General features: G+C 37.5%; 24 protein-coding genes and 1 pseudogene. 21 read left to right on the top strand and 4 right to left on the bottom strand.

Annotated features, from left to right (window positions below):
* Positions 1 to 51 precede the first annotated feature (51 nt).
* Both ACU8YW_RS25645 and ACU8YW_RS25640 read left to right on the top strand, forming a co-directional pair.
* On the top strand, positions 52 to 1,767 hold the full coding sequence (locus tag ACU8YW_RS25645; protein WP_088064796.1) for an ABC transporter ATP-binding protein: 1,716 nt from the start codon (positions 52 to 54) through the stop codon (positions 1,765 to 1,767).
* A gap of 65 nt (positions 1,768 to 1,832) precedes the next feature.
* The gene (locus ACU8YW_RS25640) at positions 1,833 to 2,144 is read left to right on the top strand and encodes a heavy metal-binding domain-containing protein (RefSeq protein ID WP_000637523.1); all 312 of its coding nucleotides are present in this window, start codon (positions 1,833 to 1,835) and stop codon (positions 2,142 to 2,144) included.
* Positions 2,145 to 2,259: 115 nt separating this feature from the next.
* Here the strand turns inward: ACU8YW_RS25640 and abc-f are convergent, their stop codons facing one another.
* The 4 genes from abc-f to ACU8YW_RS25620 all read right to left on the bottom strand — a co-directional run bounded on the left by abc-f (position 2,260) and on the right by ACU8YW_RS25620 (position 6,025).
* Complete coding sequence (gene abc-f, locus ACU8YW_RS25635) at positions 2,260 to 3,894, bottom strand: ribosomal protection-like ABC-F family protein (protein ID WP_088064795.1); 1,635 nt, start codon at positions 3,892 to 3,894, stop codon at positions 2,260 to 2,262.
* A gap of 273 nt (positions 3,895 to 4,167) precedes the next feature.
* Entirely contained in the window at positions 4,168 to 4,707 is a 540-nt protein-coding gene (locus tag ACU8YW_RS25630; protein ID WP_088064794.1) for a flavodoxin family protein, read from the bottom strand.
* Between the two features lie 4 nt (positions 4,708 to 4,711).
* Positions 4,712 to 5,080, bottom strand: coding sequence for a MerR family transcriptional regulator (locus ACU8YW_RS25625; protein ID WP_046955576.1), 369 nt, complete (start codon positions 5,078 to 5,080; stop codon positions 4,712 to 4,714).
* A 51-nt stretch (positions 5,081 to 5,131) separates the two neighbouring features.
* Positions 5,132 to 6,025, bottom strand: a complete 894-nt coding sequence (locus ACU8YW_RS25620) for a LysR family transcriptional regulator (RefSeq protein WP_087983943.1) — start codon at positions 6,023 to 6,025, stop codon at positions 5,132 to 5,134.
* 151 nt (positions 6,026 to 6,176) lie between these two features.
* Here ACU8YW_RS25620 and ACU8YW_RS25615 point away from each other — a divergent pair, with 151 nt between their 5' ends.
* The 19 genes and pseudogenes from ACU8YW_RS25615 (at position 6,177) to trxB (ending at position 22,796) form a co-directional block, all read left to right on the top strand.
* Positions 6,177 to 7,199 (top strand): YeiH family protein, encoded by a 1,023-nt coding sequence (locus tag ACU8YW_RS25615; RefSeq protein ID WP_141522828.1) that lies wholly within the window; start codon positions 6,177 to 6,179, stop codon positions 7,197 to 7,199.
* Positions 7,200 to 7,433: 234 nt separating this feature from the next.
* Entirely contained in the window at positions 7,434 to 7,631 is a 198-nt protein-coding gene (gene relB, locus ACU8YW_RS25610) for a type II toxin-antitoxin system RelB family anti-toxin (RefSeq protein WP_000538359.1), read from the top strand.
* Between the two features lie 11 nt (positions 7,632 to 7,642).
* Positions 7,643 to 8,032: a hypothetical protein gene (locus tag ACU8YW_RS25605; protein ID WP_087983941.1), complete on the top strand. Its 390-nt coding sequence runs from the start codon at positions 7,643 to 7,645 to the stop codon at positions 8,030 to 8,032.
* An 18-nt stretch (positions 8,033 to 8,050) separates the two neighbouring features.
* Positions 8,051 to 8,272 carry a hypothetical protein gene (locus tag ACU8YW_RS25600; protein WP_088064793.1) on the top strand — a complete coding sequence of 74 codons (222 nt, stop codon included), beginning with the start codon at positions 8,051 to 8,053 and terminating at the stop codon, positions 8,270 to 8,272.
* Positions 8,273 to 8,331: 59 nt separating this feature from the next.
* A pseudogene (locus ACU8YW_RS25595) lies at positions 8,332 to 8,662 on the top strand (ATPase).
* A 16-nt stretch (positions 8,663 to 8,678) separates the two neighbouring features.
* Complete coding sequence (locus ACU8YW_RS25590; protein ID WP_000524128.1) at positions 8,679 to 8,906, top strand: hypothetical protein; 228 nt, start codon at positions 8,679 to 8,681, stop codon at positions 8,904 to 8,906.
* A 100-nt stretch (positions 8,907 to 9,006) separates the two neighbouring features.
* Positions 9,007 to 9,768, top strand: a complete 762-nt coding sequence (locus tag ACU8YW_RS25585; RefSeq protein WP_141542771.1) for a MerR family transcriptional regulator — start codon at positions 9,007 to 9,009, stop codon at positions 9,766 to 9,768.
* Positions 9,765 to 10,385, top strand: a complete 621-nt coding sequence (locus ACU8YW_RS25580; protein WP_426934173.1) for a hypothetical protein — start codon at positions 9,765 to 9,767, stop codon at positions 10,383 to 10,385. The genes ACU8YW_RS25585 and ACU8YW_RS25580 overlap by 4 nt, the downstream gene beginning before the upstream one ends.
* A gap of 46 nt (positions 10,386 to 10,431) precedes the next feature.
* On the top strand, positions 10,432 to 10,860 hold the full coding sequence (locus ACU8YW_RS25575) for a DUF4362 domain-containing protein (protein ID WP_137035897.1): 429 nt from the start codon (positions 10,432 to 10,434) through the stop codon (positions 10,858 to 10,860).
* Positions 10,861 to 11,011: 151 nt separating this feature from the next.
* Complete coding sequence (gene uvrB, locus ACU8YW_RS25570) at positions 11,012 to 12,988, top strand: excinuclease ABC subunit B (RefSeq protein WP_048542497.1); 1,977 nt, start codon at positions 11,012 to 11,014, stop codon at positions 12,986 to 12,988.
* An 11-nt stretch (positions 12,989 to 12,999) separates the two neighbouring features.
* Complete coding sequence (uvrA, locus tag ACU8YW_RS25565; protein ID WP_426934201.1) at positions 13,000 to 15,870, top strand: excinuclease ABC subunit UvrA; 2,871 nt, start codon at positions 13,000 to 13,002, stop codon at positions 15,868 to 15,870.
* 59 nt (positions 15,871 to 15,929) lie between these two features.
* Complete coding sequence (locus ACU8YW_RS25560; RefSeq protein ID WP_088608597.1) at positions 15,930 to 16,379, top strand: DUF4275 family protein; 450 nt, start codon at positions 15,930 to 15,932, stop codon at positions 16,377 to 16,379.
* 114 nt (positions 16,380 to 16,493) lie between these two features.
* On the top strand, positions 16,494 to 16,874 hold the full coding sequence (locus ACU8YW_RS25555; RefSeq protein WP_001267307.1) for a phage holin family protein: 381 nt from the start codon (positions 16,494 to 16,496) through the stop codon (positions 16,872 to 16,874).
* Positions 16,875 to 17,030: 156 nt separating this feature from the next.
* Complete coding sequence (gene hprK, locus ACU8YW_RS25550) at positions 17,031 to 17,960, top strand: HPr(Ser) kinase/phosphatase (RefSeq protein WP_001127247.1); 930 nt, start codon at positions 17,031 to 17,033, stop codon at positions 17,958 to 17,960.
* A 24-nt stretch (positions 17,961 to 17,984) separates the two neighbouring features.
* Positions 17,985 to 18,797, top strand: coding sequence for a prolipoprotein diacylglyceryl transferase (gene lgt, locus ACU8YW_RS25545; protein WP_000924234.1), 813 nt, complete (start codon positions 17,985 to 17,987; stop codon positions 18,795 to 18,797).
* 67 nt (positions 18,798 to 18,864) lie between these two features.
* A complete protein-coding gene (ppaX, locus tag ACU8YW_RS25540) occupies positions 18,865 to 19,515 on the top strand; it encodes a pyrophosphatase PpaX (RefSeq protein ID WP_087983934.1) in 651 nt (216 codons plus the stop codon).
* A gap of 75 nt (positions 19,516 to 19,590) precedes the next feature.
* Entirely contained in the window at positions 19,591 to 20,097 is a 507-nt protein-coding gene (locus ACU8YW_RS25535; RefSeq protein ID WP_048542491.1) for an acyltransferase, read from the top strand.
* 145 nt (positions 20,098 to 20,242) lie between these two features.
* Positions 20,243 to 21,754 carry a tetratricopeptide repeat protein gene (locus tag ACU8YW_RS25530; protein ID WP_088064788.1) on the top strand — a complete coding sequence of 504 codons (1,512 nt, stop codon included), beginning with the start codon at positions 20,243 to 20,245 and terminating at the stop codon, positions 21,752 to 21,754.
* Between the two features lie 85 nt (positions 21,755 to 21,839).
* Positions 21,840 to 22,796 (top strand): thioredoxin-disulfide reductase, encoded by a 957-nt coding sequence (gene trxB, locus ACU8YW_RS25525; protein WP_001288065.1) that lies wholly within the window; start codon positions 21,840 to 21,842, stop codon positions 22,794 to 22,796.
* Positions 22,797 to 22,952: the final 156 nt, after the last annotated feature.

Genomic DNA, 22,952 nt, shown 5'->3' with positions numbered 1-22,952 from the left:
AATGGTTATCATTTAGTGAGTCTTTTTAATTTTGGAAAATGGAGGTAAGATATGCTACGTAAATTTTTTTCTTACTATAAACCGTATAAAGGTTTATTTATACTCGACTTTTCTTGCGCAGTTGTCGCAGGGTTACTAGAACTTGGCTTCCCGCTTATCGTAAATCAATTTATTGATAAGTTATTGCCAGGACAAAACTGGACGCTTATTTTATGGGCTTGTTTCGGTTTACTTGCAGTGTATATATTAAATGCAGGCTTACAATATGTCGTTACATATTGGGGACATATGCTTGGTGTTAACATTGAAACGGATATGAGACAGAAATTATTTGATCACATTCAAAAGCTATCATTCAGATTTTTTGACAATAATAAAACAGGTCATTTAATTTCACGTCTTACAAACGACTTAATGGAAATTGGGGAAATTGCTCACCATGGGCCAGAAGATTTATTTATCGCTGTTATGACTTTAGTTGGGGCATTCTCATTTATGATGATGATCAACTGGAAGTTAGCGTTATTAACGTTCTTCGTTATTCCATTCCTATTGTGGTTGGCACTTTACTTCAATAAAAAAATGACAGGTACGTTTAGACGTTTATTCTCAGACGTTGCTGATTTCAATGCATGTATTGAGAACAACGTTGGCGGTATCCGTGTTGTACAAGCATTCGGAAATGAAAAGTTTGAGAAAGAGCAATTTGCTGTAAACAATGCTCGTTTCCGTACAACGAAATTAATGGCGTATAAAATTATGGCGTTAAATTCATCGATTAGTTATATGCTCATGCGTCTCGTAACGCTCTTCGTCTTAATATGCGGTACATGGTTTGTTCTGCAAGGTGAATTAACGTACGGTGGATTTATCGGATTCGTTCTATTAACGAATATTTTCTTCCGCCCAATTGAAAAAATTAATGCGGTAATCGAAAGCTATCCGAAAGGGATCGCTGGTTTTAAGAGATATGTAGAGCTTCTTGAAACAGAGCCAGATATTGTAGACTCTAAAGATGCGATGGAAGTTAAACATGTACATGGTGATATTCAATATAGCAACATTACATTCGGATATGAAAATAAAGAACCGATTTTAAATGATATTAATTTGAAAATACATGCAGGTGAAACAGTTGCTTTCGTAGGACCATCAGGAGCTGGAAAAACGACGTTATGTAGTCTATTACCACGTTTTTATGAACAATCGTCTGGATCGATTCAAATTGATGGTATTGATACGAAAGATATGACGTTATCTTCACTTCGTAAGCAAATTGGAATTGTGCAGCAAGATGTGTTCTTATTCTCAGGAACAATTCGTGAAAATATCGCTTACGGAAACTTAAAGGCGTCAGAAGCTGAAATTTGGCAGGCAGTAAAACGTGCGCAGTTAGAAGACTTAATTTACTCACAACCAGACGGTTTAGATACCGTTATCGGTGAGCGTGGGGTGAAACTTTCTGGTGGACAGAAGCAGCGTCTAGCGATTGCTCGTATGTTCTTGAAAAACCCGCCAATTTTAATATTAGATGAAGCGACTTCCGCATTAGATACAGAGACGGAACTGGCGATTCAAAAATCACTTGCTGAACTATCTGTGGGCCGTACAACATTAGTTATTGCTCACAGACTTGCAACGATTAAAAATGCAGATCGTATCGTCGTTGTAAATAAAGATGGTATTGCAGAACAAGGTTCACATGATGAATTAATTGAACAAGGCGGAGGATACAGCAGGTTATACGAAGCACAGTTCAGTTCGTAAATATAATTTCTGCTGAATTAGTGCACCATAAGTAAGTGAAAATCTTATATGGGAGGCTATGAAGCATGATTGTAACAACAACGTCTACAATTCAAGGAAAAGAAATTATTGAGTATATCGATATCGTCAATGGAGAAGCGATTATGGGCGCGAATATCGTTCGTGACCTTTTCGCCTCTGTCCGTGACGTTGTCGGCGGTCGTGCGGGCGCTTATGAAAGTAAATTAAAAGAAGCGCGCGACATTGCAATGGAAGAGATGAAAACTTTCGCAAGACAAAAAAATGCGAATGCAATTGTTGGTATCGACGTGGATTACGAAGTAGTTCGCGAAGGAATGCTAATGGTTGCAGTGAGCGGAACTGCTGTCCGTATTTAAAGTGAAAAAGCCGTGCTGATGCACGGCTTTTTCACTTTTATTAATGCTATTCTATGTCGAAGTTCCAATATTTCTTGGGAAATGCGGAAGGCCCTGTCGATATATAGGGAAGACATTAGAGCGCTTCTTTACATTTCTGGATTTGAACTAATAATGTTTCGTATTCTTGTTCGAGAGATGGGATATCATCGTGATGATTTGGCATGGAAATTCGGCCGATAATTTCTGTTAATTTTGTTTGTAATCGTAATAATTCTTGTTCAGTTACGTTTACAGAATCCCCGGTGGTTCTTTTTGTGTATTGCTCGTAATTACCGTGGAATATTCTTGGTTCACTCTCATCTACTTGTAGAATATGGTCTGCAACAGAGCGAATAAAGGCACGGTCATGGCTAATGAAAAGTATTGTGCCAGGATATTCTTGTAACATGATTTCTAATTCTTCTTGCGTCGCTAAGTCTAAATAGTTTGTCGGTTCATCGAGCAGAAGCATATTATAGTTTCCTAAAAATACTTTTGCGAGTGCGACCTTCATTCGTTCGCCGCCACTTAAGACATGTACAGGTTTATGAACATCTTCACGGCGGAATAAAAGCCGTGCGAGTATTGTTCGAACGAATGCTTCTGTATAGTTGGTTTCTTCTAGAACGTTCTCTAAAATGGTTTTATCTGTTTTTAAAATTGATAGTGTTTGTTCAAAGTATCCAATTTTACAACTTTTCGAAAGCTGAATGCCACGCTCGTTTGCGAGAAGCATGTTGAACAAAGTTGTTTTGCCGCTTCCGTTTGCACCTAAAATAGCAAGTTTTGCACCAGGGGCAATGGTTCCATTCATATTTTTAAATAGTGTGCGGTCGCCTATTTTCTTTGTTGCTTTATTGAACTGTACTGCCACTTTACTATGAATGGGTGTATGGTATTGCACGTCAAACTGAGTCTGAGAAAGTTCCTTTGGCTTTTCTTTCTTTTCTAGTTTTTCGAGACGTGTTTCTAATGCTTTCGCTGCTTTGCTAACCTGTTCTTGGCCATGAGCCCCGCTTAACTTATAAAGTTTAGATTCAGATGAACTGAATCGAGTTGGGATTTTTGTCATATTAGAAGCACGTTGCTTTTTTTGTGAAATTGATTGCTCTAAACGATTTTTTTCTTGTATATATTGATCATATTCTGCTTGTTTTTGTGTTCGTTCACGTTCTTTTTGCTTTCGATAGTTGGAATAGTTTCCTTTATACTCTTGAATCGTCCCGTCTTCAATTTCAATAATTTTTGTACATATATTATCTAGAAATTCACGATCATGCGATATTAAAACAAGTGACCCTTTATAAGATAAAAGTGCCTTTTCTAATTGCTCTGTACCAACCATATCTAAGTGGCTTGTTGGTTCATCAGCAAATAAAATTCCTGCATCTTGTTCGAGAGCATGAGCAATCTTTAGCCGCATTCGTTCACCACCGCTCATTGCATCTGTAACGTTTGAAATACTCCATTTTCCTTTTGCGAGAGCAGAAGTGGTTTCCGGTAGTTCCTCGCTAAGTTGAGGAATGATGCTGATAGAACTATGATGAGTTACTATGCCTTTGTCAGCTTCTATTTCTTTACTTAATATTTGTAATAACGTAGATTTACCAGCTCCGTTGACTCCGACAATTCCTATGCGATCCTGTGCTTGAATTTCCAGTGACGGTAACGTAAATAGTGTGCGATCACCAAAGCTCTTTTCAATATTGCGTGCGAATAAAATAGTCATAAAAAAACCTCCCTAGTTTCACTAGAGAGGATAAACGTCGCCCTTGCATGTAAAAAATCGTACATAAATAAACGATTTTTTTACATGATCGTTTCGAAAGAAAGTATCGACAAATGGACAGACTAATCCCCTGCTAGTTTTCATCATTTTTTGTTCACTATTTGTGATGGATGAAATAAATAAGAGAATTAGAACTTCATTGGTCAAAGTACCTTCCTTTCATAATGTTACTTTTATTGTATGCGCATACAAAATGGTTTGTCAAACTTATTTCTATTTACTATTTTTGAACTTATTATTATACAATTGTACTTTTGCTAGAGCCTCAGCATCATTTTTGATTTCATCCAATCCATTCGCATCCCCAATAACATACCCTTCAAATGATGAACCAACAAAATCAAAGATATATTGGAACTGAGCAATAAGCGGTAATGCTTTCAGCTTTGGATTGTCTCCGCCAACGATGACAACGTACATTTTTTTACCTTTCATTTTTTCTTTGAAATGAAGAGATGTATCACGCAAGCTTTGTGACCAGCGATCGACGAAGTTTTTCATATGACCGCTCATTCCATACCAGTATAGCGGTGTAGCAAAGATAATTGTGTCGTGCTCTAACATACGCTCGATTAACTGCTCGTAGTCATCATTTACAGGTTGGAATCCTTCTGCATCATGGCGCTGATCTATGATTGGGTGGACGATATGATCACGCAAGTAAATTTGTTCTGTTTCAATTCCATCAATCACCATATGTGTTAAAGCTTCTGTATTTCCGTTTTGTCTTGAACTGCCATGTATAACAAACATGTAATCATCCCTTTTCTTTTGTTTGCTTTAGGAGTGAAACGTGTTTTTGCAAATTCGTTTGAATGCTAGAAAGTAATGAGATTTGCTTCGTTACTTCATTAAGTTTATCTTCATAAAGCGTAAGGATACTGCTGCAAGGATTTTCGTACAGGTGCGGCTCTATTTCGAGGCAGCGCAGCATCCTTGCCGTCTCTTCTAAATTTAAGCCAATTTGTAAGTACATTTGAATAAGCTCCACTTTTTCGATGGCACTTTCATCAAAGTCACGGTAGCCATTTGCGAGGCGCTTAGAAGGGAGTAATCCCTTTTCTTCATAATGTCTTAGTGATCTTTCGCTAACCCCGGTTTCTTTTGATAACTCTCCAATTCGCAATGTGTTTCACCCCTTGTACATGTATTGTAAACCTTCACACTAATGTGAAGGTCAATGCTGTTTTTTCGCAAAAGAGTCTACATAATTTAAAAACACCTGAATAGCTTTAGACGGGATGAAGTATTTGCCGCGCACGATGGAGAATGGACGGATGAGTTGTTCATTTGGAACTTCGACGTGGAATAGCTCTTTTGCCAGTAACTCTTTCCGTACAGTCCAATCAGAAAGTATAGCGATGCCAAGCCCGGCACTAACTGCTTCTTTCACGCTTTGGATACTACTGAATGTAAAGAAGCGCTTCAATTTTAAATGGTGTTGATGAATAAAGCGGTCACTATAAGCGCGTGTTCCAGAACCACTTTCTCTTAATACCCATACTTGATCTTGGAGTGTGCTTTCATTTATTTCATTTGTGCGGAGCAGTGGATGATTTGGCGGGACGACGAGCTTCATTTCATCTTGCATAAACGTTTCAACGTCCACGTCGGCGTATACGACTTGCCCTTCGACTAAGCCGATATCGATTTGATTAGAGCGAAGGCTTTGCAAAACGTCTTCTGTATTTGAGATAAAGGTATGAACTTCAACGTGTGGATTTTCATTCGCATAGTTAGCCAGTATTTTTGGAAGTAAGTATTCGCCAATTGTGAAACTAGCACCGATGCGAAGAGTTCCTGTTACAACGTTATGTAGCTCGTTAATTTCTTGCTTAGCATCTTCATAAAGAGAGAGCATTTGTTTTGCGTGTATATATAATATGTTTCCAGCTTCCGTCACTTGAACGTGCTTCGGAGAGCGCTGAATAAGTGTAGTGCCAAATTCGTTTTCTAAGTTGCGTATATGCATACTTACGCCAGGCTGTGAAAGGTTTAATAATTCTGCTGCACGGGAGAAATGCTTCTGTTCAACGACAGTAACAAATATTTTTAAAATGTCTACGTTCATGTAATGGGCTCCTTTCTTTTTCTATCATCTTATCATAAGTATTTCTGATGATAGAGATTCAATATTGATATTAAACTTATTATAGAAACTCTCTTATAATATAAGTAGAAAGAACATGCATGTTCCAATACGATTATTGGAGTGGTACAAAGTGGAACAAACACTTGTTATACAAAAGAAGAAGGGCTTTGGATTTTCGCAAGGTATTGGAATTACGTTATTAATCGCAATTGCCGCGAAATATTTAGCAGAGCTTCCATTTTTAAATATTATGGGACAATTAGTAATTGCTATTCTAATTGGGATGGTTTGGCGTGCGGCAATTGGCGTTCCACAAGAAGCGATAGCTGGAACGAACTTTGCGAGTAAGAAGTTGCTGCGCTTTGGGATTATCTTACTTGGAATGCGGTTAAATCTTGTTGATATTGCGAAGGCAGGGCCGAAAGTATTGGTCATCGCTGCCGCTGTTATTACATTTACGATTTTCGTTGTATATGGGCTAACGAAAGTATTTAAGGTAGAAAAGAAACTCGGAATTTTAACAGCGTGCGGAACAGCAATTTGCGGCGCGGCTGCGGTCGTGGCAATTGCACCGCAAGTGAAAGCGAAGGATGAAGAAACGGCAGTTGGGGCAGCAATTATTGCAATTTTAGGTACAATATTTACACTTATTTATACGCTATTATACCCAGTGCTTGGCTTCTCACCGTACGGTTACGGTGTATTCTCAGGTGCGACGCTGCACGAAATCGCTCATGTCATCGCAGCTGCGGCGCCAGGAGGAAGTACGGCTGTAGACATCGCAGTTATCGTGAAATTAACGCGCGTTGCAATGCTTGTGCCAGTAGCGATTTTAATTGGATTATGGTTTGGTAAGAGTGAAGGTAGCGAGGAAAAAAAATCGTGGCGTGACCTTCCAATTCCGTGGTTCATCTTCGGATTTTTAGCGATGAGTGCAGTGCATTCGCTCGGGGTTATACCAGAAGTTGTTGCCGGATACATCGTTGTTCTTGCTTACATGCTTATTGCAATGGCGATGGCGGGGCTTGGTTTAAATGTAGAGTTTAAAACGTTCCGTAAGTTAGGAAGTAAGGCATTCGTGGCGGGGCTGATCGGCTCGGTTTTCCTTTCTATTCTTGGATACGTTCTTGTATATGCATTAGGATTTATGTAGTAGGACGAAGAAGCTGTTCCAAAAGATATTTTTGGACAGCTTTTTTTATGTTTATAGTGCTACGGGTGTCGATATATTAAAAAAATAGCTGATATAAATTTAATTACGCTTGTACTTTGTTAGAGAAGGTGATCAGTGAAACGTTTTTCTAAAATTTGTAAAGATATCTTCACTTATAACTGGAAAATATTTATAATTAAAGTAAAGATATCTTTACTTTCGAAGGTGGAGCCTATGGGTGTGAAAAATAAAATAAAAGAGTTAAGAAAGCAACATCATATAACGCAAGTTGAAATGGCAAAGGCGATGCAGGTGACGCGGCAGACGATTGTGGCGATTGAAAACCATCATTATAACCCGAGTCTAGAGTTATCCCTAAAAATCGCCAAATATTTTGGGGTGAAGGTGGAGGAAATATTTACGCTAGAGTAAGGGGAGAAAAAATGAACGATACTAAAAAGTTATTTATCGGTGCGACTTTTGGATTGTTTTTGGGAGACATTGTAGTTCATAGTATGAATCCGGCTATACCAATTTTACCGCTCGTAGTGAGTAACGTTTTAGCAATTGTATTTTTGATGGTGTATTCGTATTACAAAAAGCGTAAGTACAAAAAAGAAGAACTTCCAGATATAGATGAGCGAGTAAATGAAAATATAAAAAAATATGTAAATGTCTCATTTGTATTCGCGTTTCTATTGCTTATTGTTTATATTGTTGCGAGTAAAGCAATAGGCAGAGCTGTTATACCAGTGCAAGAAATATTTATGATATGTAGTTCCTTATTTGCGGGTAGTCTCATCATAGGAGTCATGATAGGGAAACGAGCATAGCGATAGGAGGAATGAAAAATGCAAGATGAGTTTGAGAGATTTCAGTCAGATAAAGCGTTTAAATATGTAGGGTTATTTTTTACGATTAGTTTAGCGATATGGAGTTTATATAATTTAATTGTTGACGGAAATGCTGGTATGCCATTTGTTTTATTTGTAATAGGGCAGTGGGTGTATTTTCTTGTGAACTATTGGCCGAAGTGGAAATATAGAAATCAAAAAGAGGCTGATCATGTATGAGTAAGTAAGATATTATACGGTTCATAGGAAGTTTGTTTTTAGCGGGTCTTGTTTTAAATATGAGTTTAATGATTTTAAGTATTTCGTGGGGAACAATCTTCATATCGAATGTAGCACTAGTCATTTTATATAAGTATTGCGGAATATAGAGAACAGAAGCGTTTGAAAGAAGAGGGAGTACCGTCGATTGATGAGCGAGTTGTGAATAAGATGAAGTCATATTTTACGATTAGTATTACAAGCTTCGTGTTCTTGTTCATTATGTATCTTTGTTTAAATAAGTATTTAGATAGGCAAGCAGTACATGTAAATGAGTTGTTATATATTGCTATTTTTGGCTTATTAATAAGTAGGGCATCGACGAGTGTGTTAGCAACAAGGAATAGATAGAAAAAGGGGAACTGGGATGGGATTACCGGTATTATGTGTCGCTACGGCTATTTTTGCTTTGTTTTGGGGAATGCAGAACTTCTCTCGTTATCCAGTGCCAAGCATTTGTATTATGATTGGCACTGTAGGTTTATCATATTATTTATTAGTTTCAGCTCATTATCATAAAACAGCAACGAGTGTTGTTGTTGGAGCACTTATTTTATTTTGTGGGCGCGCTATACAAAAGGGATTATTTCCGTAAAAGCTGTTTATACAAAGAGTATAAACAGCTTTTTGTATTTTTTTTACAAAAGTCTTGAAAGTTACGTAACGTCATCTTTTATAATGAAGGGGAAGAGGTGATGGTAGTGATTTCAATACAACAATTGACGAGAGAAACAGGGGTAACGGTACGTACATTACGTTATTATGATCAAATAGATTTATTAAAGCCGAGCGGGAAAACAGAAGGTGGGCATCGTTTATATAGTGAAGCTGACGTAATACGGTTGCAGCAAATTTTATTTTTAAAGGAAATGGGCTTTTCATTAAAAGAGGCTGCGAATATGTTAGTAAAAGGTGACCTTAACTTAAAGGGTTCTCTTGAAAAACAACTTCGGTTTGTACAGGAAGAACAAAAGAAATTTAATCGAATGGAGCGTGTTTTACAAGCTGTTGTTTATTCGGTAGATGTGGAAGGGGAACTTGATTGGAAAGTTATGTTTGAACTGATTCAGCTTTCGAAACAGTCGTCTCGTATACGTGAAATATTTCAAAATGAAGTATTTTCAAAGGAAGAACAAAAATTGCTTCATAACTTGCCAAATATGAGTGAAGAAGATCCGAATGTTTTAGAATGGGTAGATTTATTAAAGCAATTACGTACTTTTATGAAAGACGGCAAAGAAGCAGCGAGTGATGAGGTACAAGGGGCAACGAAGAGATTAATGCAGAAATGTTTAGAAATGGCCAATGGTGACGAAGCGTTTTTAGATAAGTTATGGGAAGTTAGAAAATCGAAGGAAGATTCACAGAAAATGAGCATGTATCCAATTGAAGAAGAACTTTTATTATATATGGAAGAAGCTTTTCGTATATATGATGAAAAGGAGATGGATAAATGAGTATACTTGCAGAATATCGTTGGTATTTTTTAATTGGGGCAGAGATTGTATTTTGGTTATCGGCTATCGGCTTCTTTTTACTTCGTTACGGATTCCGTTTGAAGAAGGCGAGCTTTATTATGGGGATTGTACTCCTCGTAAATGAAGTGTTTATTTTAACCTTAGGGGTAGTGGACTATTATCAAACAGGGAAGTTCTCTAACTTTCAAATCATTACGGTAGTTATTTTATTGTATGCAGTTTTCTACGGGAAAAAGGATTTGAAGAAGCTTGATATGTTTGCGCAAAAGCTAGTTGCGAAATGGCGGAATGAACCAGCGCCAATTATGGAAGAGCACGTAGAATTAACAGGTATGGCCTATGCGAAACAGGAAATAAAAAATTGGTTATTACATCTTGTTTTATTCGTTGTTGTGCATATTTTCTTTTTCTTTCTGTACGGTTTTGTCCCGTTTGAACAATGGCATAATTGGTTAGAAACGGGGATTGTTTTAAATGAAAAAGCAAGTCGTGTTAGCCAAGTTTGGGCGATTATACTTTTAGTGGATACAGTTATTTCATTTTCATATGTTCTTTTCCCGAAGAAGGAAAAAGAAAAAGAGAAGCTACTTTCATAGAGGAAAGTAGCTTTTTCTAGTATACCAATAGTTTGTATAGGAGAGGATAACGATAGGAAAAACAGGTTTTATATGCTTATTTCTCTTTAGTTTAGTAGCATGCTCACAACCTAACATTGACATTGATAAGAAGAATGATGTCATTGTAAAGAGAGCAGGAATTTCCAACCTAGATAAATTTGAAAAGTTCGTTTTGAATGTTGACCAAGGGAAAGTTGATAAAATAAGAATTGTGCAGTATACCCATGAAGGTGATCCGATTTTTCAAACGGTAGAGCATAGTGAGAACGATATACTTTATGTGTTAGATAATAGAAAAGACCAATTTGCTGGTGAACATAAAGGATTACATAAAGATAGTTGCAAAAGTATTGTTAAAGAGCAGGGAGAATTAGAAATCACTTATAGGTTAATAGATTGTACGAGTAAAAATGGGCGCAATGGATATGATTTATTATATGTACCTAAAAAATAGAGTTAGTAGAGGAAGGAAGTTTTTACTCCTTCCTCTTTCTATGTATATATTGTCGAAAATTTTACCGAATATCTGTTCGTTTTCTTGGTTTTTTTATGAGCATTCGTGGTAAAATGGGAATACAGATTTTTTACGAGGAGGTCGGTTTTGTTTGGAACATCAATTTGAAATTATCTCAGCTTATTCCCCGCAAGGTGATCAGCCGGTAGCTATAGAAAAGCTTGTAGAGGGAATTAATAGTGGGAAGAAAAAGCAAGTGTTGCTTGGAGCAACAGGAACGGGTAAGACATTTACGATTTCAAATGTCATTAAAGAAGTGCAGAAGCCAACACTTGTTATGGCTCATAATAAAACGTTAGCAGGACAGTTATATAGTGAGCTGAAAGATTTTTTTCCGAATAATGCAGTTGAATATTTTGTTAGTTATTACGATTATTATCAGCCAGAAGCGTATGTGCCTCAAACAGATACGTTTATTGAAAAAGATGCGCAGATTAATGATGAAATCGATAAATTGCGTCACTCAGCAACATCTGCACTATTTGAACGGGATGATGTGATTATTGTTGCGAGTGTTTCGTGTATATATGGTTTAGGTTCTCCAGAAGAATACCGCGAGTTAGTTGTTTCACTTAGAGTTGGTATGGAAAAGGACCGCAATCAATTGCTTCGTGAACTTGTTGATGTGCAGTATGGACGTAATGACATTGATTTCAAGCGTGGTACATTCCGTGTGCGCGGAGATGTAGTTGAAATCTTCCCAGCATCACTTGATGAGCATTGTATTCGAATTGAATTTTTTGGCGATGAAATCGATCGTATTCGCGAAGTAAATGCGTTAACAGGTGAAGTATTAGCAGAACGTGATCATGTAGCAATCTTCCCAGCATCTCACTTCGTTACACGTGAAGAAAAGATGAAGGTCGCTATTGAAAATATAGAAAAAGAATTAGAAGAACGTTTAAAGGAATTAAATGATAATGGCAAGTTGTTAGAAGCGCAGCGTATAGAACAGCGTACACGTTATGATTTAGAAATGATGCGCGAGATGGGCTTTTGTTCAGGGATTGAAAACTATTCCCGTCATTTAACACTTCGTCCAGCGGGTGCAACGCCGTATACGTTATTAGACTATTTCCCGAAAGACTTCTTAATCGTTATGGATGAGTCACACGTATCAGTACCGCAAGTAAGAGCGATGTATAACGGGGACCAAGCACGTAAACAAGTGCTTGTAGATCATGGATTCCGTCTGCCATCAGCTTTAGATAATAGACCGCTTACGTTTGATGAGTTTGAAGGGAAAACGAATCAAGTTATTTACGTTTCAGCAACGCCAGGACCGTACGAGTTAGAGCAGGCACCGGAAGTAATAGAACAAATTATTCGTCCAACAGGGCTTTTAGATCCACCAATTGATATACGACCAATTGAAGGGCAAATTGATGATTTATTAGGAGAAATTCAAGATCGCATTGCAAAAAATGAACGTGTATTAATTACGACTTTAACGAAGAAGATGTCAGAGGATTTAACAGACTACTTAAAAGATGTAGGAATTAAAGTGAACTATCTTCACTCTGAAATTAAAACGTTAGAACGTATTGAAATTATCCGTGATCTTCGCCTTGGTAAGTTTGACGTACTTGTCGGTATTAACTTATTACGAGAAGGATTAGATATTCCAGAAGTATCACTTGTAGCTATTTTAGATGCTGATAAGGAAGGATTCTTGCGTTCAGAGCGTTCATTAATTCAAACAATCGGTCGTGCAGCACGTAATGAAAACGGCCGCGTTATTATGTATGCAGATCGTATAACAAGATCAATGGGAATTGCAATTGAAGAAACGCAGCGTCGTCGTACTATACAAGAAGCTTACAATAAAGAGCATGGTATTACGCCGAAAACGATTCAAAAAGGCGTGCGTGATGTTATCCGTGCAACGACAGCTGCTGAAGAGCCGGAAATGTATGAAGCGGCACCAGCTAAGAAGATGACGAAAAAAGAGCGTGAAAAGACAATTGCGAAGATGGAAGCAGAGATGAAAGAAGCAGCAAAAGCGTTAGATTTCGAGCGTGCAGCTGAATTAAGAGATTTACTATTAGAATTAAAAGCGGAAGGGTGAACAGAGTGAGCATAAGCAAGGATTTTATTGTCGTAAAAGGTGCTAGAGCACATAACTTAAAAAATATTGATGTAACCATTCCGAGAAATCAGCTTGTTGTTGTGACGGGATTGTCTGGTTCAGGGAAATCATCATTAGCGTTTGATACGATTTATGCAGAAGGGCAGCGCAGATACGTAGAATCGTTATCTGCGTATGCGCGTCAGTTTTTAGGACAAATGGATAAGCCGGATGTAGATACGATTGAAGGATTGTCACCAGCGATTTCAATCGATCAAAAAACAACGAGTCGTAATCCACGTTCAACAGTCGGAACGGTCACGGAGATTTATGATTATTTACGTTTATTATTTGCGCGAATTGGTACGCCAATTTGTCCGAATCATGGTATTGAAATTACGTCACAAACAGTAGAGCAGATGGTAGACCGTGTACTTGAATATCCTGAACGTACGAAATTACAAGTGTTAGCTCCTATCGTTTCTGGGCGTAAAGGTGCACATGTGAAAGTGCTTGAAGATATTAAGAAGCAAGGGTATGTTCGTGTACGTGTTGATGGTGAAATGCTTGATGTATCTGAAGATATTGCGCTAGATAAAAATAAGAAGCATTCGATTGAAGTTGTAATTGACCGTATTGTTGTAAAAGAAGGGATTGCAAGCCGTCTTGCGGATTCTCTTGAAAGTGCATTAAAGCTTGGCGGGGGCCGAGTGTTAATTGATGTAATGGGAGAAGAGGAACTTCTATTTAGTGAACATCATGCTTGTCCGCATTGTGGTTTTTCAATCGGAGAATTAGAGCCGCGCATGTTCTCATTCAACAGTCCATTCGGGGCATGTCCTTCTTGTGATGGACTTGGTTCAAAGTTAGAGGTAGATTTAGAACTTGTCATTCCGAATTGGGATTTATCATTAAATGAACATGCGATTGCGCCTTGGGAACCGACAAGCTCACAATATTATCCGCAGCTTTTACAATCTGTATGTAATCATTACGGCGTTGATATGGATATGCCTGTGAAAGATATACCGAAAGATTTATTTGATAAAGTGTTGTACGGAAGCGGAGAAGAAAAAGTTTATTTCCGCTATGTAAATGAATTTGGTCAAGTAAAGGAAAATGAGATTTTATTTGAAGGTGTTATTCCAAATATCGAACGTCGTTATCGTGAAACGAGTTCTGATTATGTTCGTGAGCAAATGGAGAAATATATGGCAGAGCAAGCTTGTCCGAAGTGTAAAGGTGGACGCTTAAAGCCAGAGAGTTTAGCTGTTTTCGTTGGTGATAAAACGATTGCTGATGTAACGAAGTATTCTGTTCAAGAAGTACAGGAATTCTTCTCGAATGTGGAGCTAACGGAGAAACAACAAAAAATTGCTCATTTAATTTTAAGAGAAATCCAGGAGCGCGTTGGATTCTTAGTGAACGTCGGTTTAGATTATTTAACGTTAAGTCGTGCCGCAGGAACTTTATCAGGTGGTGAGGCGCAGCGTATTCGTTTAGCGACACAAATCGGTTCTCGTCTTACTGGCGTACTTTACATTCTTGATGAGCCTTCAATCGGCTTGCATCAGCGCGATAACGATCGTCTTATTCGTACGTTGCAAGAGATGCGTGATTTAGGGAATACGTTAATTGTCGTTGAACATGATGAAGATACGATGATGGCTGCTGATTATTTACTTGATATCGGACCTGGTGCAGGTATTCACGGTGGTCAAGTTGTATCAGCGGGGACGCCAGCTGAAGTGATGCAAGATGATAATTCGCTAACAGGGAAGTATTTAAGCGGTAAAGAGTTTATTCCGGTTCCACTTGAAAGACGTAAAGGTGACGGACGTAAAGTGGAAATTATCGGTGCAAAAGAGAATAACTTAAAGAATGCAAAGATGTCATTCCCGCTTGGTACGTTTGTAGCGATAACGGGTGTATCTGGTTCCGGTAAAAGTACGATGATTAATGAAGTACTATATAAATCATTAGCACAAAAGTTATATAAAGCGAAAGCGAAGTCAGGTACTCATAAAGAAATTAAAGGTCTTGAGCATTTAGATAAAGTAATCGATATCGATCAATCGCCAATCGGGCGTACACCACGTTCTAATCCAGCGACGTATACAGGTGTATTCGATGATATTCGTGATGTGTTTGCACAAACGAATGAAGCGAAAGTGCGTGGATATCAAAAAGGACGTTTCAGCTTTAATGTAAAAGGTGGACGTTGTGAAGCGTGCCGTGGTGATGGGATTATTAAAATCGAAATGCACTTCTTACCAGACGTATACGTTCCATGTGAAGTTTGTCATGGTAAACGTTATAACCGCGAAACGTTAGAAGTGAAGTATAAAGATAAGAACATTTCTGAAGTGTTAGGGATGACAATTGAAGATGGAGTAGAGTTCTTCGCTAATATCCCAAAAATTAAGCGTAAACTTCAAACGCTTGTAGATGTAGGTCTTGGTTATATGAAATTAGGACAGCCAGCTACGACGTTATCTGGTGGTGAAGCGCAGCGCGTGAAGCTAGCTTCTGAATTACACCGTCGTTCTACTGGGCGTACGTTATATATTTTAGATGAGCCAACGACTGGTTTGCATGCACATGATATCGCGCGTCTTCTAGAAGTGCTGCAACGCCTTGTTGAAAGTGGCGAGACAGTTCTTGTTATTGAACATAATTTAGATGTAATTAAAACAGCTGATTATATCGTTGACCTTGGACCAGAGGGCGGAGATAAAGGTGGGCAAATTGTTGCTTCCGGAACGCCAGAGCAAGTAGTAAAAGAAGAACGCTCGTATACAGGTAAGTATTTAAAAGAGATTTTAAATCGCGATAAAGCAAGAATGAAAGAGAAAATAAAAGAAGTAGAGTTATCTCAATAAGTGTATTACGAAAAACCGAGTGGAAATGACACTCGGTTTTTCGTTCATAGGGGGAAAAGATGGAGTTTACAGATGTTTTAAGAAAGAAAAACATGAAGGTAAGAGAGTTTCAAAGTTGGGGTGTTTATTTTCGGAAGCGCTGGGAGGATAACTTTGCAAATCATGTAAGTGATGAGGAAAAGGAAGACATCTTTCTGTATGGTGATAAGTATGCATGTGGGTTTCTTTGGCACATATTTAGTTATGAGAAAAAGAAGTGTTTAGAGGGTGAAGAAGCGGAGAATGCGTTTCATAATGAAGTGAAAAAGGATTGCTATATATTCTATCAACATTGTGATGATGTACTGCTAATAAAAGATACGAGTTTATTACATATGGAGGATATATTGTGTGAGAGGGACGATATGTATAAAGGCGATATCTATATTGTAGATAAAGAGTTCACTTGGACTTTTGTAAAAACTCATGAACATAGATGGTATGGCCCTTATTTTGCGAGGAAATGTTAGTAGGTATACAAGCAGGAAGAGTAGAATAAGTTGATATAAGTGTTTGTATGATACTTGCGTTTATAATCTATTAGCGTATGATGAAATATATATGTCAAAAGGATGTGTAAGAAAATGAGATGGATTGTATCACTTCTTGTAAATAGCGTTGTGTTAATCGCTGTATCGGGACTTTTAAAAGGGATTGCGCCAGACGCGTTTTACGTAGCAAATATACAGACTGCAATTATTGCGAGTATTATCTTAGCTGTTTTAAATGTGTTCGTAAAACCGTTTTTAATTTTAATTACGCTACCAATTACTCTTGTAACTTTCGGGTTCTTCTTAATTGTTATTAATGCGATTACGTTAAAAATAGCAGATTCATTATTAGGAGATGCGTTTAATATATCAGGGTTTGGTGTAGCAATCGTTGCGGCAATTTGTATTTCAATTTTTAATATGATTATTGAAAAGGCAATTGTGGAACCTTTATATGAAAAAAAGAGAAAATGACAAAAAGAAAAACATTTCATGATGTGTATGAAATGTTTTTTTCTATTTATTAGAAACCGTATTTCTTGTTTCCAGAAAAAAATGGTACAATATCCGGTAGAATGGAATTTTACATCAAATGAGACTGAACCCGCAGCGGAGTGGAGGTTTATACATATGCCGAAAGTAAGGACAAAAGATTTAATTGAACAATTTCAATTGGAGTTAATAAGTGGTGAAGAAGGAATTCATCGTCCGATTGATACAAGTGATTTATCACGACCTGGAATTGAAATGGCAGGATTTTTCACATATTATCCAGCTGATCGCGTGCAGCTTCTTGGAAAGACGGAGCTTACGTTCTTTGACACATTAACGTCAGAGCAAAAACAAGAGAGAATGAAAGCGCTTTGTACTGAGGAGACGCCATGTATTATTATAACTCGGAATCAAGATGTACCAGATGAGTTATTGCAAGCATCACGTGAATCAGGCATGCCTTTATTACGTTCTGCTCAAACGACAACAAGATTATCAAGTCGTTTAACAAATTATTTAGAAGGTAAGTTAGCACCAACAACAGCTGTACATGGTGTGTTAGTAGATATTTACGGTGTTGGTGTTTTAATTACAGGTCAAAGTGGTGTCGGTAAAAGTGAGACAGCTCTTGAGCTTGTAAAACGTGGTCACCGTCTTGTTGCGGATGATAGTGTAGAGATTCGCCAAGAAGATGAAGACACATTGGTAGGAAGCTCACCAGATTTAATTGAGCATTTATTAGAAATTCGTGGTCTAGGTATCATTAACGTTATGACGTTATTCGGTGCAGGGGCAGTGCGAAATTATAAGCGTATTACACTTGTTATTAATCTTGAAATTTGGGATCAAAAGAAAAATTACGATCGCTTAGGTCTTGATGAAGAGAAGATGAAGATTATTGATACAGAGCTTACGAAGATTACACTTCCAGTTCGTCCTGGTCGAAACTTGGCTGTTATTATTGAAGTAGCAGCGATGAATTTCCGTTTAAAACGTATGGGAGTCAATGCAGCACAACAGTTCTCTGAACGATTAATGAGTGCGATTGAGTTAGGAAATCAGGAGTAAACTTTGGAGAGGGAGGTCATACATATGCTGTTAGGTTCTGTACCACAGCTTGACCGTGTAGCGATCCAACTTGGGCCGTTTCCTGTATATTGGTATGGGATTATTATCGGTACAGGCGTGCTATTAGGTCTTTGGCTAGCAACTCGCGAGGGAGAAAGACTAGGTATTCCAAAAGATACATTTGTTGACCTTGTATTAATTGCAGTACCGATCGCTATTCTATTTGCGAGAATGTACTATGTTATTTTTGAATGGGAATATTACGCGCAAAACCCGAGTCAAATTATTAATATTCGTCAAGGTGGCTTGGCGATTCATGGTGGTTTAATCGGGGCTGTTATTACAGGGATTCTTTTTGCGAAACGACGCGGGGTTTCATTCTGGAAGTTGGCTGATATTGCTGCGCCAAGTATTTTACTAGGACAAGCAATTGGTCGATGGGGAAACTTTATGAACCAAGAGGCGCATGGTGATGAAGTAACGAGACAGTTTTTAGAAGGACTTCATTTACCGGATTTCATTATTAATCAAATGTATATTGAGGGTGTGTACTATCATCCAACGTTTTTATATGAATCATTATGGAATTTTGCAGGTGTCATTTTATTACTTGCATTACGAAAAGTGAATTTACGACGCGGGGAATTATTCTTCACATATTTAATTTGGTATTCAATAGGGCGCTTCTTCGTAGAAGGCTTACGTACAGATAGTTTAATGTTAGGACCACTTCGTATCGCACAAGTAATGTCAATTGGACTTGTTGTTATTTCTATTATTTTCATTATCGTGAGACGAAAAATGGGGCAAGCTGATAAAAGATATTCGGAAAATTAGAGAAAAGTAGCATCTTATTATAAGATGCTGCTTCTTTCATATTCAGGAAAGAGAAGGGACTAAGGCAATGAGAATAAATACAGTGTTATTTGATTTAGATGGAACTTTAATTAATACAAACGAACTTATTATTTCTTCTTTTTTACATACGTTACATACATATTATCCAAGTCAATATAAGCGTGAAGATGTATTGTCATTTATTGGCCCTTCTTTACATGATACTTTCAGCAAGATTGATGAAAACAAGGTTGAAGAGATGATTACATGTTATCGTCAATTTAACCATGATCATCACGATGAATTAGTGGAAGAATATGAAACTGTATATGAAACAGTTCAAGAGTTGAAGAAGCAAGGCTATAAAGTTGGTATTGTTACAACGAAAGCGAGACAAACAGTTGAGATGGGATTAAAGTTGTCAAAGCTTGATGAATTTTTTGATGTTGTCGTGACAATTGATGATGTGGAGCATGTGAAACCACATCCAGAACCACTTCAAAAAGCGCTTGAGTTATTAGATGCGAAACCGGAAGAAGCATTGATGGTTGGGGATAATCACCATGATGTTGTCGGCGGACAAAATGCGGGCACGAAAACAGCTGCTGTCTCATGGACGTTGAAAGGTAGAGCATATTTAGAGGCTTACAAGCCGGACTTTATGTTAGATAAAATGAGTGATTTGCTACCGATTTTGTCTGATATGAACCGTTCATAAAGGTCCAAGTAAGTTAGTAGGGGTCTGTTTCCCTACTAACTTACAGTTTCACTTTTTAGTAGAGGAGCGAGTTAAGTGCGACGGACAACGCGCTATCCTGTTTCAGGAGAAAATTCATTATGGAATGTGTATAAAACAGTTTCTTTTTGGAAGGTAATGAAAAACTTTATTATTATTCAAATTGCGCGTTATACACCATTTTTATCCGTCAAGAATTGGTTGTACCGTACATTTTTACGGATGAAAGTCGGAAAGAAAACATCAATTGCGCTTATGGTAGTGCCGGATATTATGTTCCCAGAAAAGATAACTGTGGGAGAGAATTCAATTATCGGCTATAATACAACGCTTTTAGCACATGAATATTTAATTCGTGAATATCGACTTGGAGAGATCGTCATAGGAAATGAAGTGATGATTGGAGCAAATACGACTATATTACCAGGTGTGAAAATTGGGGATGGCGCGATTGTTTCAGCTGGCACACTTGTTCATAGAGATGTCCCAAGTGGTGCTTTCGTGGGTGGAAATCCAATGCGTGTTATTTATACGAAAGAAGAAATGGATGCTAGAGAAGGTTGATGCTAAAAATGTAACATTTCTCTTCTTTTTTAATGAATAAAAAGGAAATAATTGAGTATAATATACTGTTTTGTTTTTTACGGAATCGTTTATACTTATAGATAGAAGAATGTGTGAACGAAGAAAACAAAAAACTGGAGGATATATGGGGAAAAATCAAGGAATATATAAGGAGAACGGACAAGTTATCTCTTTTAATCAATTATCGGACTTCTTTTATAAAAAAGGGATGAGGGCTTACAAAGGACAGAAATTGCAAGATGCAATTAAATATTTTCGAAGAGCGGCACAAAGTGAGAAGGAGCCGTTTATTTTATGCCAATTAGCAACAGTATTATCTGAGGCTGGTGAATATCAAGAGTCGAATCAAATCTTCTTTAAGCTTGTTAGATCTAATCCAGAACTTGAACAATGCTATTATTTTATTGCAAATAATTATGCATATATGGGGCTATTTCAGCAGGCGAAAAAGTATGCGGATCGCTATTTAGAAGTTGCAGAAGAGAAGGAATTTGTAGAAGATACATTAGAATTACTTGAAATTATGGAAGAAGAAGCGATGGGTGAGGAAGAGATTGAGGATGAAGACGATCTAATTGTTATGCAAGAAGAAGCGAATCGTTATATTCGTAACGGACAATTGGAAGAAGCAATTGCTACATTGGAAATTGTTACAAAAGATTATCCGGAATTTTGGTCGGGTCATAATAATTTAGCCATTGCACATTTTCAATCTGGTAATGTAGATAAAGCTCTGAAGTTAACGGAAATGATTTTAGAGAAAAATCCTGGTAATATACATGCGCTTTGTAATACGCTTATTTTCCTATATTCAATTGGAGAGCATAAACAAGTAGAAGCGTTAGCGGAGCAGTTAGTTTCAGTATATCCGATTTCGTTCGAGCATCGTTTGAAACTTGGAACGACACTTGCAACAATTGGTCATTTTGAGCCTGCATATAAATGGTTCAAAGTATTAAAGCGTCAAGGATATGAGGGAGACGTTAGTTTTTATTATTGGTTTGCATATTCTGCTTATATGGTGAAAGATCAGCAAGTAGCCGAAAAAATGTGGCAGCATGTTGTAGAATTGCACCCTGATAAAAAGGGAAAAGAACCGTGGAATGCGCTGAATTTAGCAGATGAAGGACAAAACGTATTATTTGAAGAATTACGAAAATCATTTCAACAAAGTACGACGCTAGAGGAACAAATGCTAGCTTTATATTTAATGAATGAATTGTCAACGCCAGAGAAGGTGGGATTCTTCTTTGATGTAACGCAGGCGAAGAACGGTGTTCCAATCGTATCGCAACTTGCAAAGTATTTCTTTTTACTTAATAGCCATAAGAGCATTCCAGCTGATTTACAGCAATTTGAACAGTGCGCACAAATTGCGGATGCTTTATATAATTATACGAAAAAAGATGATGAATTAATCGAAGAGTGTTTACAATTTTGGTTTTGTACGTTCATACGTTTATATACATCTGGGGCAGTTTTTACAAATGTATACGGCTGGTCAGCTGCTGTTGAATATATCGTACGCAGCGAACAAGGAAATAAGATGACACAGTCGGAGCTTGGGGATGTATATAATGTATCTGTAGCGACTGTTCGAAAGTATGTGCAGGCTGTTAAACGTACGCACACATAGGGTAAGCAAATCATTGGGAAAAAAATGATGCTAACAGTATAATGAGGGTAACTTAATTGTGTAGGAATGAATAGGAGTGAATAGTGTGTCAGAAGAAAAAATTTATGATGTCATTATTATTGGTGCAGGACCAGCTGGTATGACAGCTGCAGTATATACATCTCGTGCGAATTTAAGCACATTAATGCTTGAGCGTGGTATCCCAGGTGGCCAAATGGCAAACACAGAGGATGTAGAGAACTACCCAGGTTATGAGTCTATTTTAGGACCAGACTTATCAAATAAAATGTTCGAGCATGCGAAGAAATTTGGTGCTGAATATGCATACGGTGATGTGAAAGCAGTCATCGATGGTAAAGAATACAAAACAATTATTGCTGGTAAAAAAGAATATAAAGCACGTGCAATTATCGTTGCAAGCGGTGCAGAGTATAAAAAAATTGGTGTGCCAGGCGAGACAGAACTTGGCGGCCGTGGTGTATCATATTGTGCAGTATGTGATGGGGCTTTCTTTAAAGGAAAAGAACTTGTAGTTATTGGTGGTGGAGATTCTGCTGTTGAAGAGGGTGTATTCTTAACACGCTTCGCATCAAAGGTAACAATCGTTCACCGTCGTGACACTCTTCGTGCACAGAAAATTTTACAAGATCGTGCTTTCCAAAACGAGAAAGTTGATTTCATTTGGAATCACACTATAAAAGAAATTAACGATGCAAATGGTAAAGTGGGAAGCGTAACACTTGTAGACGTAAACAGTGGAGAAGAGAAAGAAGTCAAAACTGATGGCGTGTTCATATACATCGGTATGTTACCACTATCAAAACCATTTGTTGAACTAGGTATTACAAATGAAAATGGTTACCTTGAAACAAATGAGCGTATGGAAACGAAAGTTCCTGGTATTTTCGCAGCTGGAGATGTTCGCGAAAAAATGCTACGTCAAATTGTAACTGCAACAGGTGATGGTAGTATCGCAGCACAAAGTGCACAACATTACGTAGAAGAATTATTAGAAGAACTAAAAACAGTATCAGAAAAATAAGGGATAATATGCCTTTTGAGAAGAAAGCTACCGATAGGAGCTTTCTTTTTTTTATGAAAATGTCAAAGTTTTGTCAAAAAATATTGGGATTATAAGCTTTCTTATTGATATACTGGACTTTACGGAAAAATCACTATAAGAAATGAGGAATTTATT

The sequence above is a fragment of the Bacillus pretiosus genome, assembly GCF_052947655.1.
This window is presented reverse-complemented; position numbering and strand designations above follow the sequence as displayed.

What these genes read in the sequence shown, in the direction of transcription:
- ACU8YW_RS25630 (WP_088064794.1), bottom strand. Translation starts at nt 4,707, where the DNA reads ATGTTTGTTATACATGGCAGTTCAAGACAAAACGGAAATACAGAAGCT.
- lgt (WP_000924234.1), top strand. Translation starts at nt 17,985, where the DNA reads ATGCTGTTAGGTTCTGTACCACAGCTTGACCGTGTAGCGATCCAACTT.
- ACU8YW_RS25580 (WP_426934173.1), top strand. Translation starts at nt 9,765, where the DNA reads ATGAGTATACTTGCAGAATATCGTTGGTATTTTTTAATTGGGGCAGAG.
- ACU8YW_RS25530 (WP_088064788.1), top strand. Translation starts at nt 20,243, where the DNA reads ATGGGGAAAAATCAAGGAATATATAAGGAGAACGGACAAGTTATCTCT.
- ACU8YW_RS25590 (WP_000524128.1), top strand. Translation starts at nt 8,679, where the DNA reads ATGGGATTACCGGTATTATGTGTCGCTACGGCTATTTTTGCTTTGTTT.
- relB (WP_000538359.1), top strand. Translation starts at nt 7,434, where the DNA reads ATGGGTGTGAAAAATAAAATAAAAGAGTTAAGAAAGCAACATCATATA.
- ACU8YW_RS25605 (WP_087983941.1), top strand. Translation starts at nt 7,643, where the DNA reads ATGAACGATACTAAAAAGTTATTTATCGGTGCGACTTTTGGATTGTTT.
- ACU8YW_RS25600 (WP_088064793.1), top strand. Translation starts at nt 8,051, where the DNA reads ATGCAAGATGAGTTTGAGAGATTTCAGTCAGATAAAGCGTTTAAATAT.
- hprK (WP_001127247.1), top strand. Translation starts at nt 17,031, where the DNA reads ATGCCGAAAGTAAGGACAAAAGATTTAATTGAACAATTTCAATTGGAG.
- ACU8YW_RS25645 (WP_088064796.1), top strand. Translation starts at nt 52, where the DNA reads ATGCTACGTAAATTTTTTTCTTACTATAAACCGTATAAAGGTTTATTT.
- ACU8YW_RS25555 (WP_001267307.1), top strand. Translation starts at nt 16,494, where the DNA reads ATGAGATGGATTGTATCACTTCTTGTAAATAGCGTTGTGTTAATCGCT.
- ACU8YW_RS25640 (WP_000637523.1), top strand. Translation starts at nt 1,833, where the DNA reads ATGATTGTAACAACAACGTCTACAATTCAAGGAAAAGAAATTATTGAG.
- ACU8YW_RS25560 (WP_088608597.1), top strand. Translation starts at nt 15,930, where the DNA reads ATGGAGTTTACAGATGTTTTAAGAAAGAAAAACATGAAGGTAAGAGAG.
- ACU8YW_RS25620 (WP_087983943.1), bottom strand. Translation starts at nt 6,025, where the DNA reads ATGAACGTAGACATTTTAAAAATATTTGTTACTGTCGTTGAACAGAAG.
- abc-f (WP_088064795.1), bottom strand. Translation starts at nt 3,894, where the DNA reads ATGACTATTTTATTCGCACGCAATATTGAAAAGAGCTTTGGTGATCGC.
- ACU8YW_RS25585 (WP_141542771.1), top strand. Translation starts at nt 9,007, where the DNA reads ATGGTAGTGATTTCAATACAACAATTGACGAGAGAAACAGGGGTAACG.
- ppaX (WP_087983934.1), top strand. Translation starts at nt 18,865, where the DNA reads ATGAGAATAAATACAGTGTTATTTGATTTAGATGGAACTTTAATTAAT.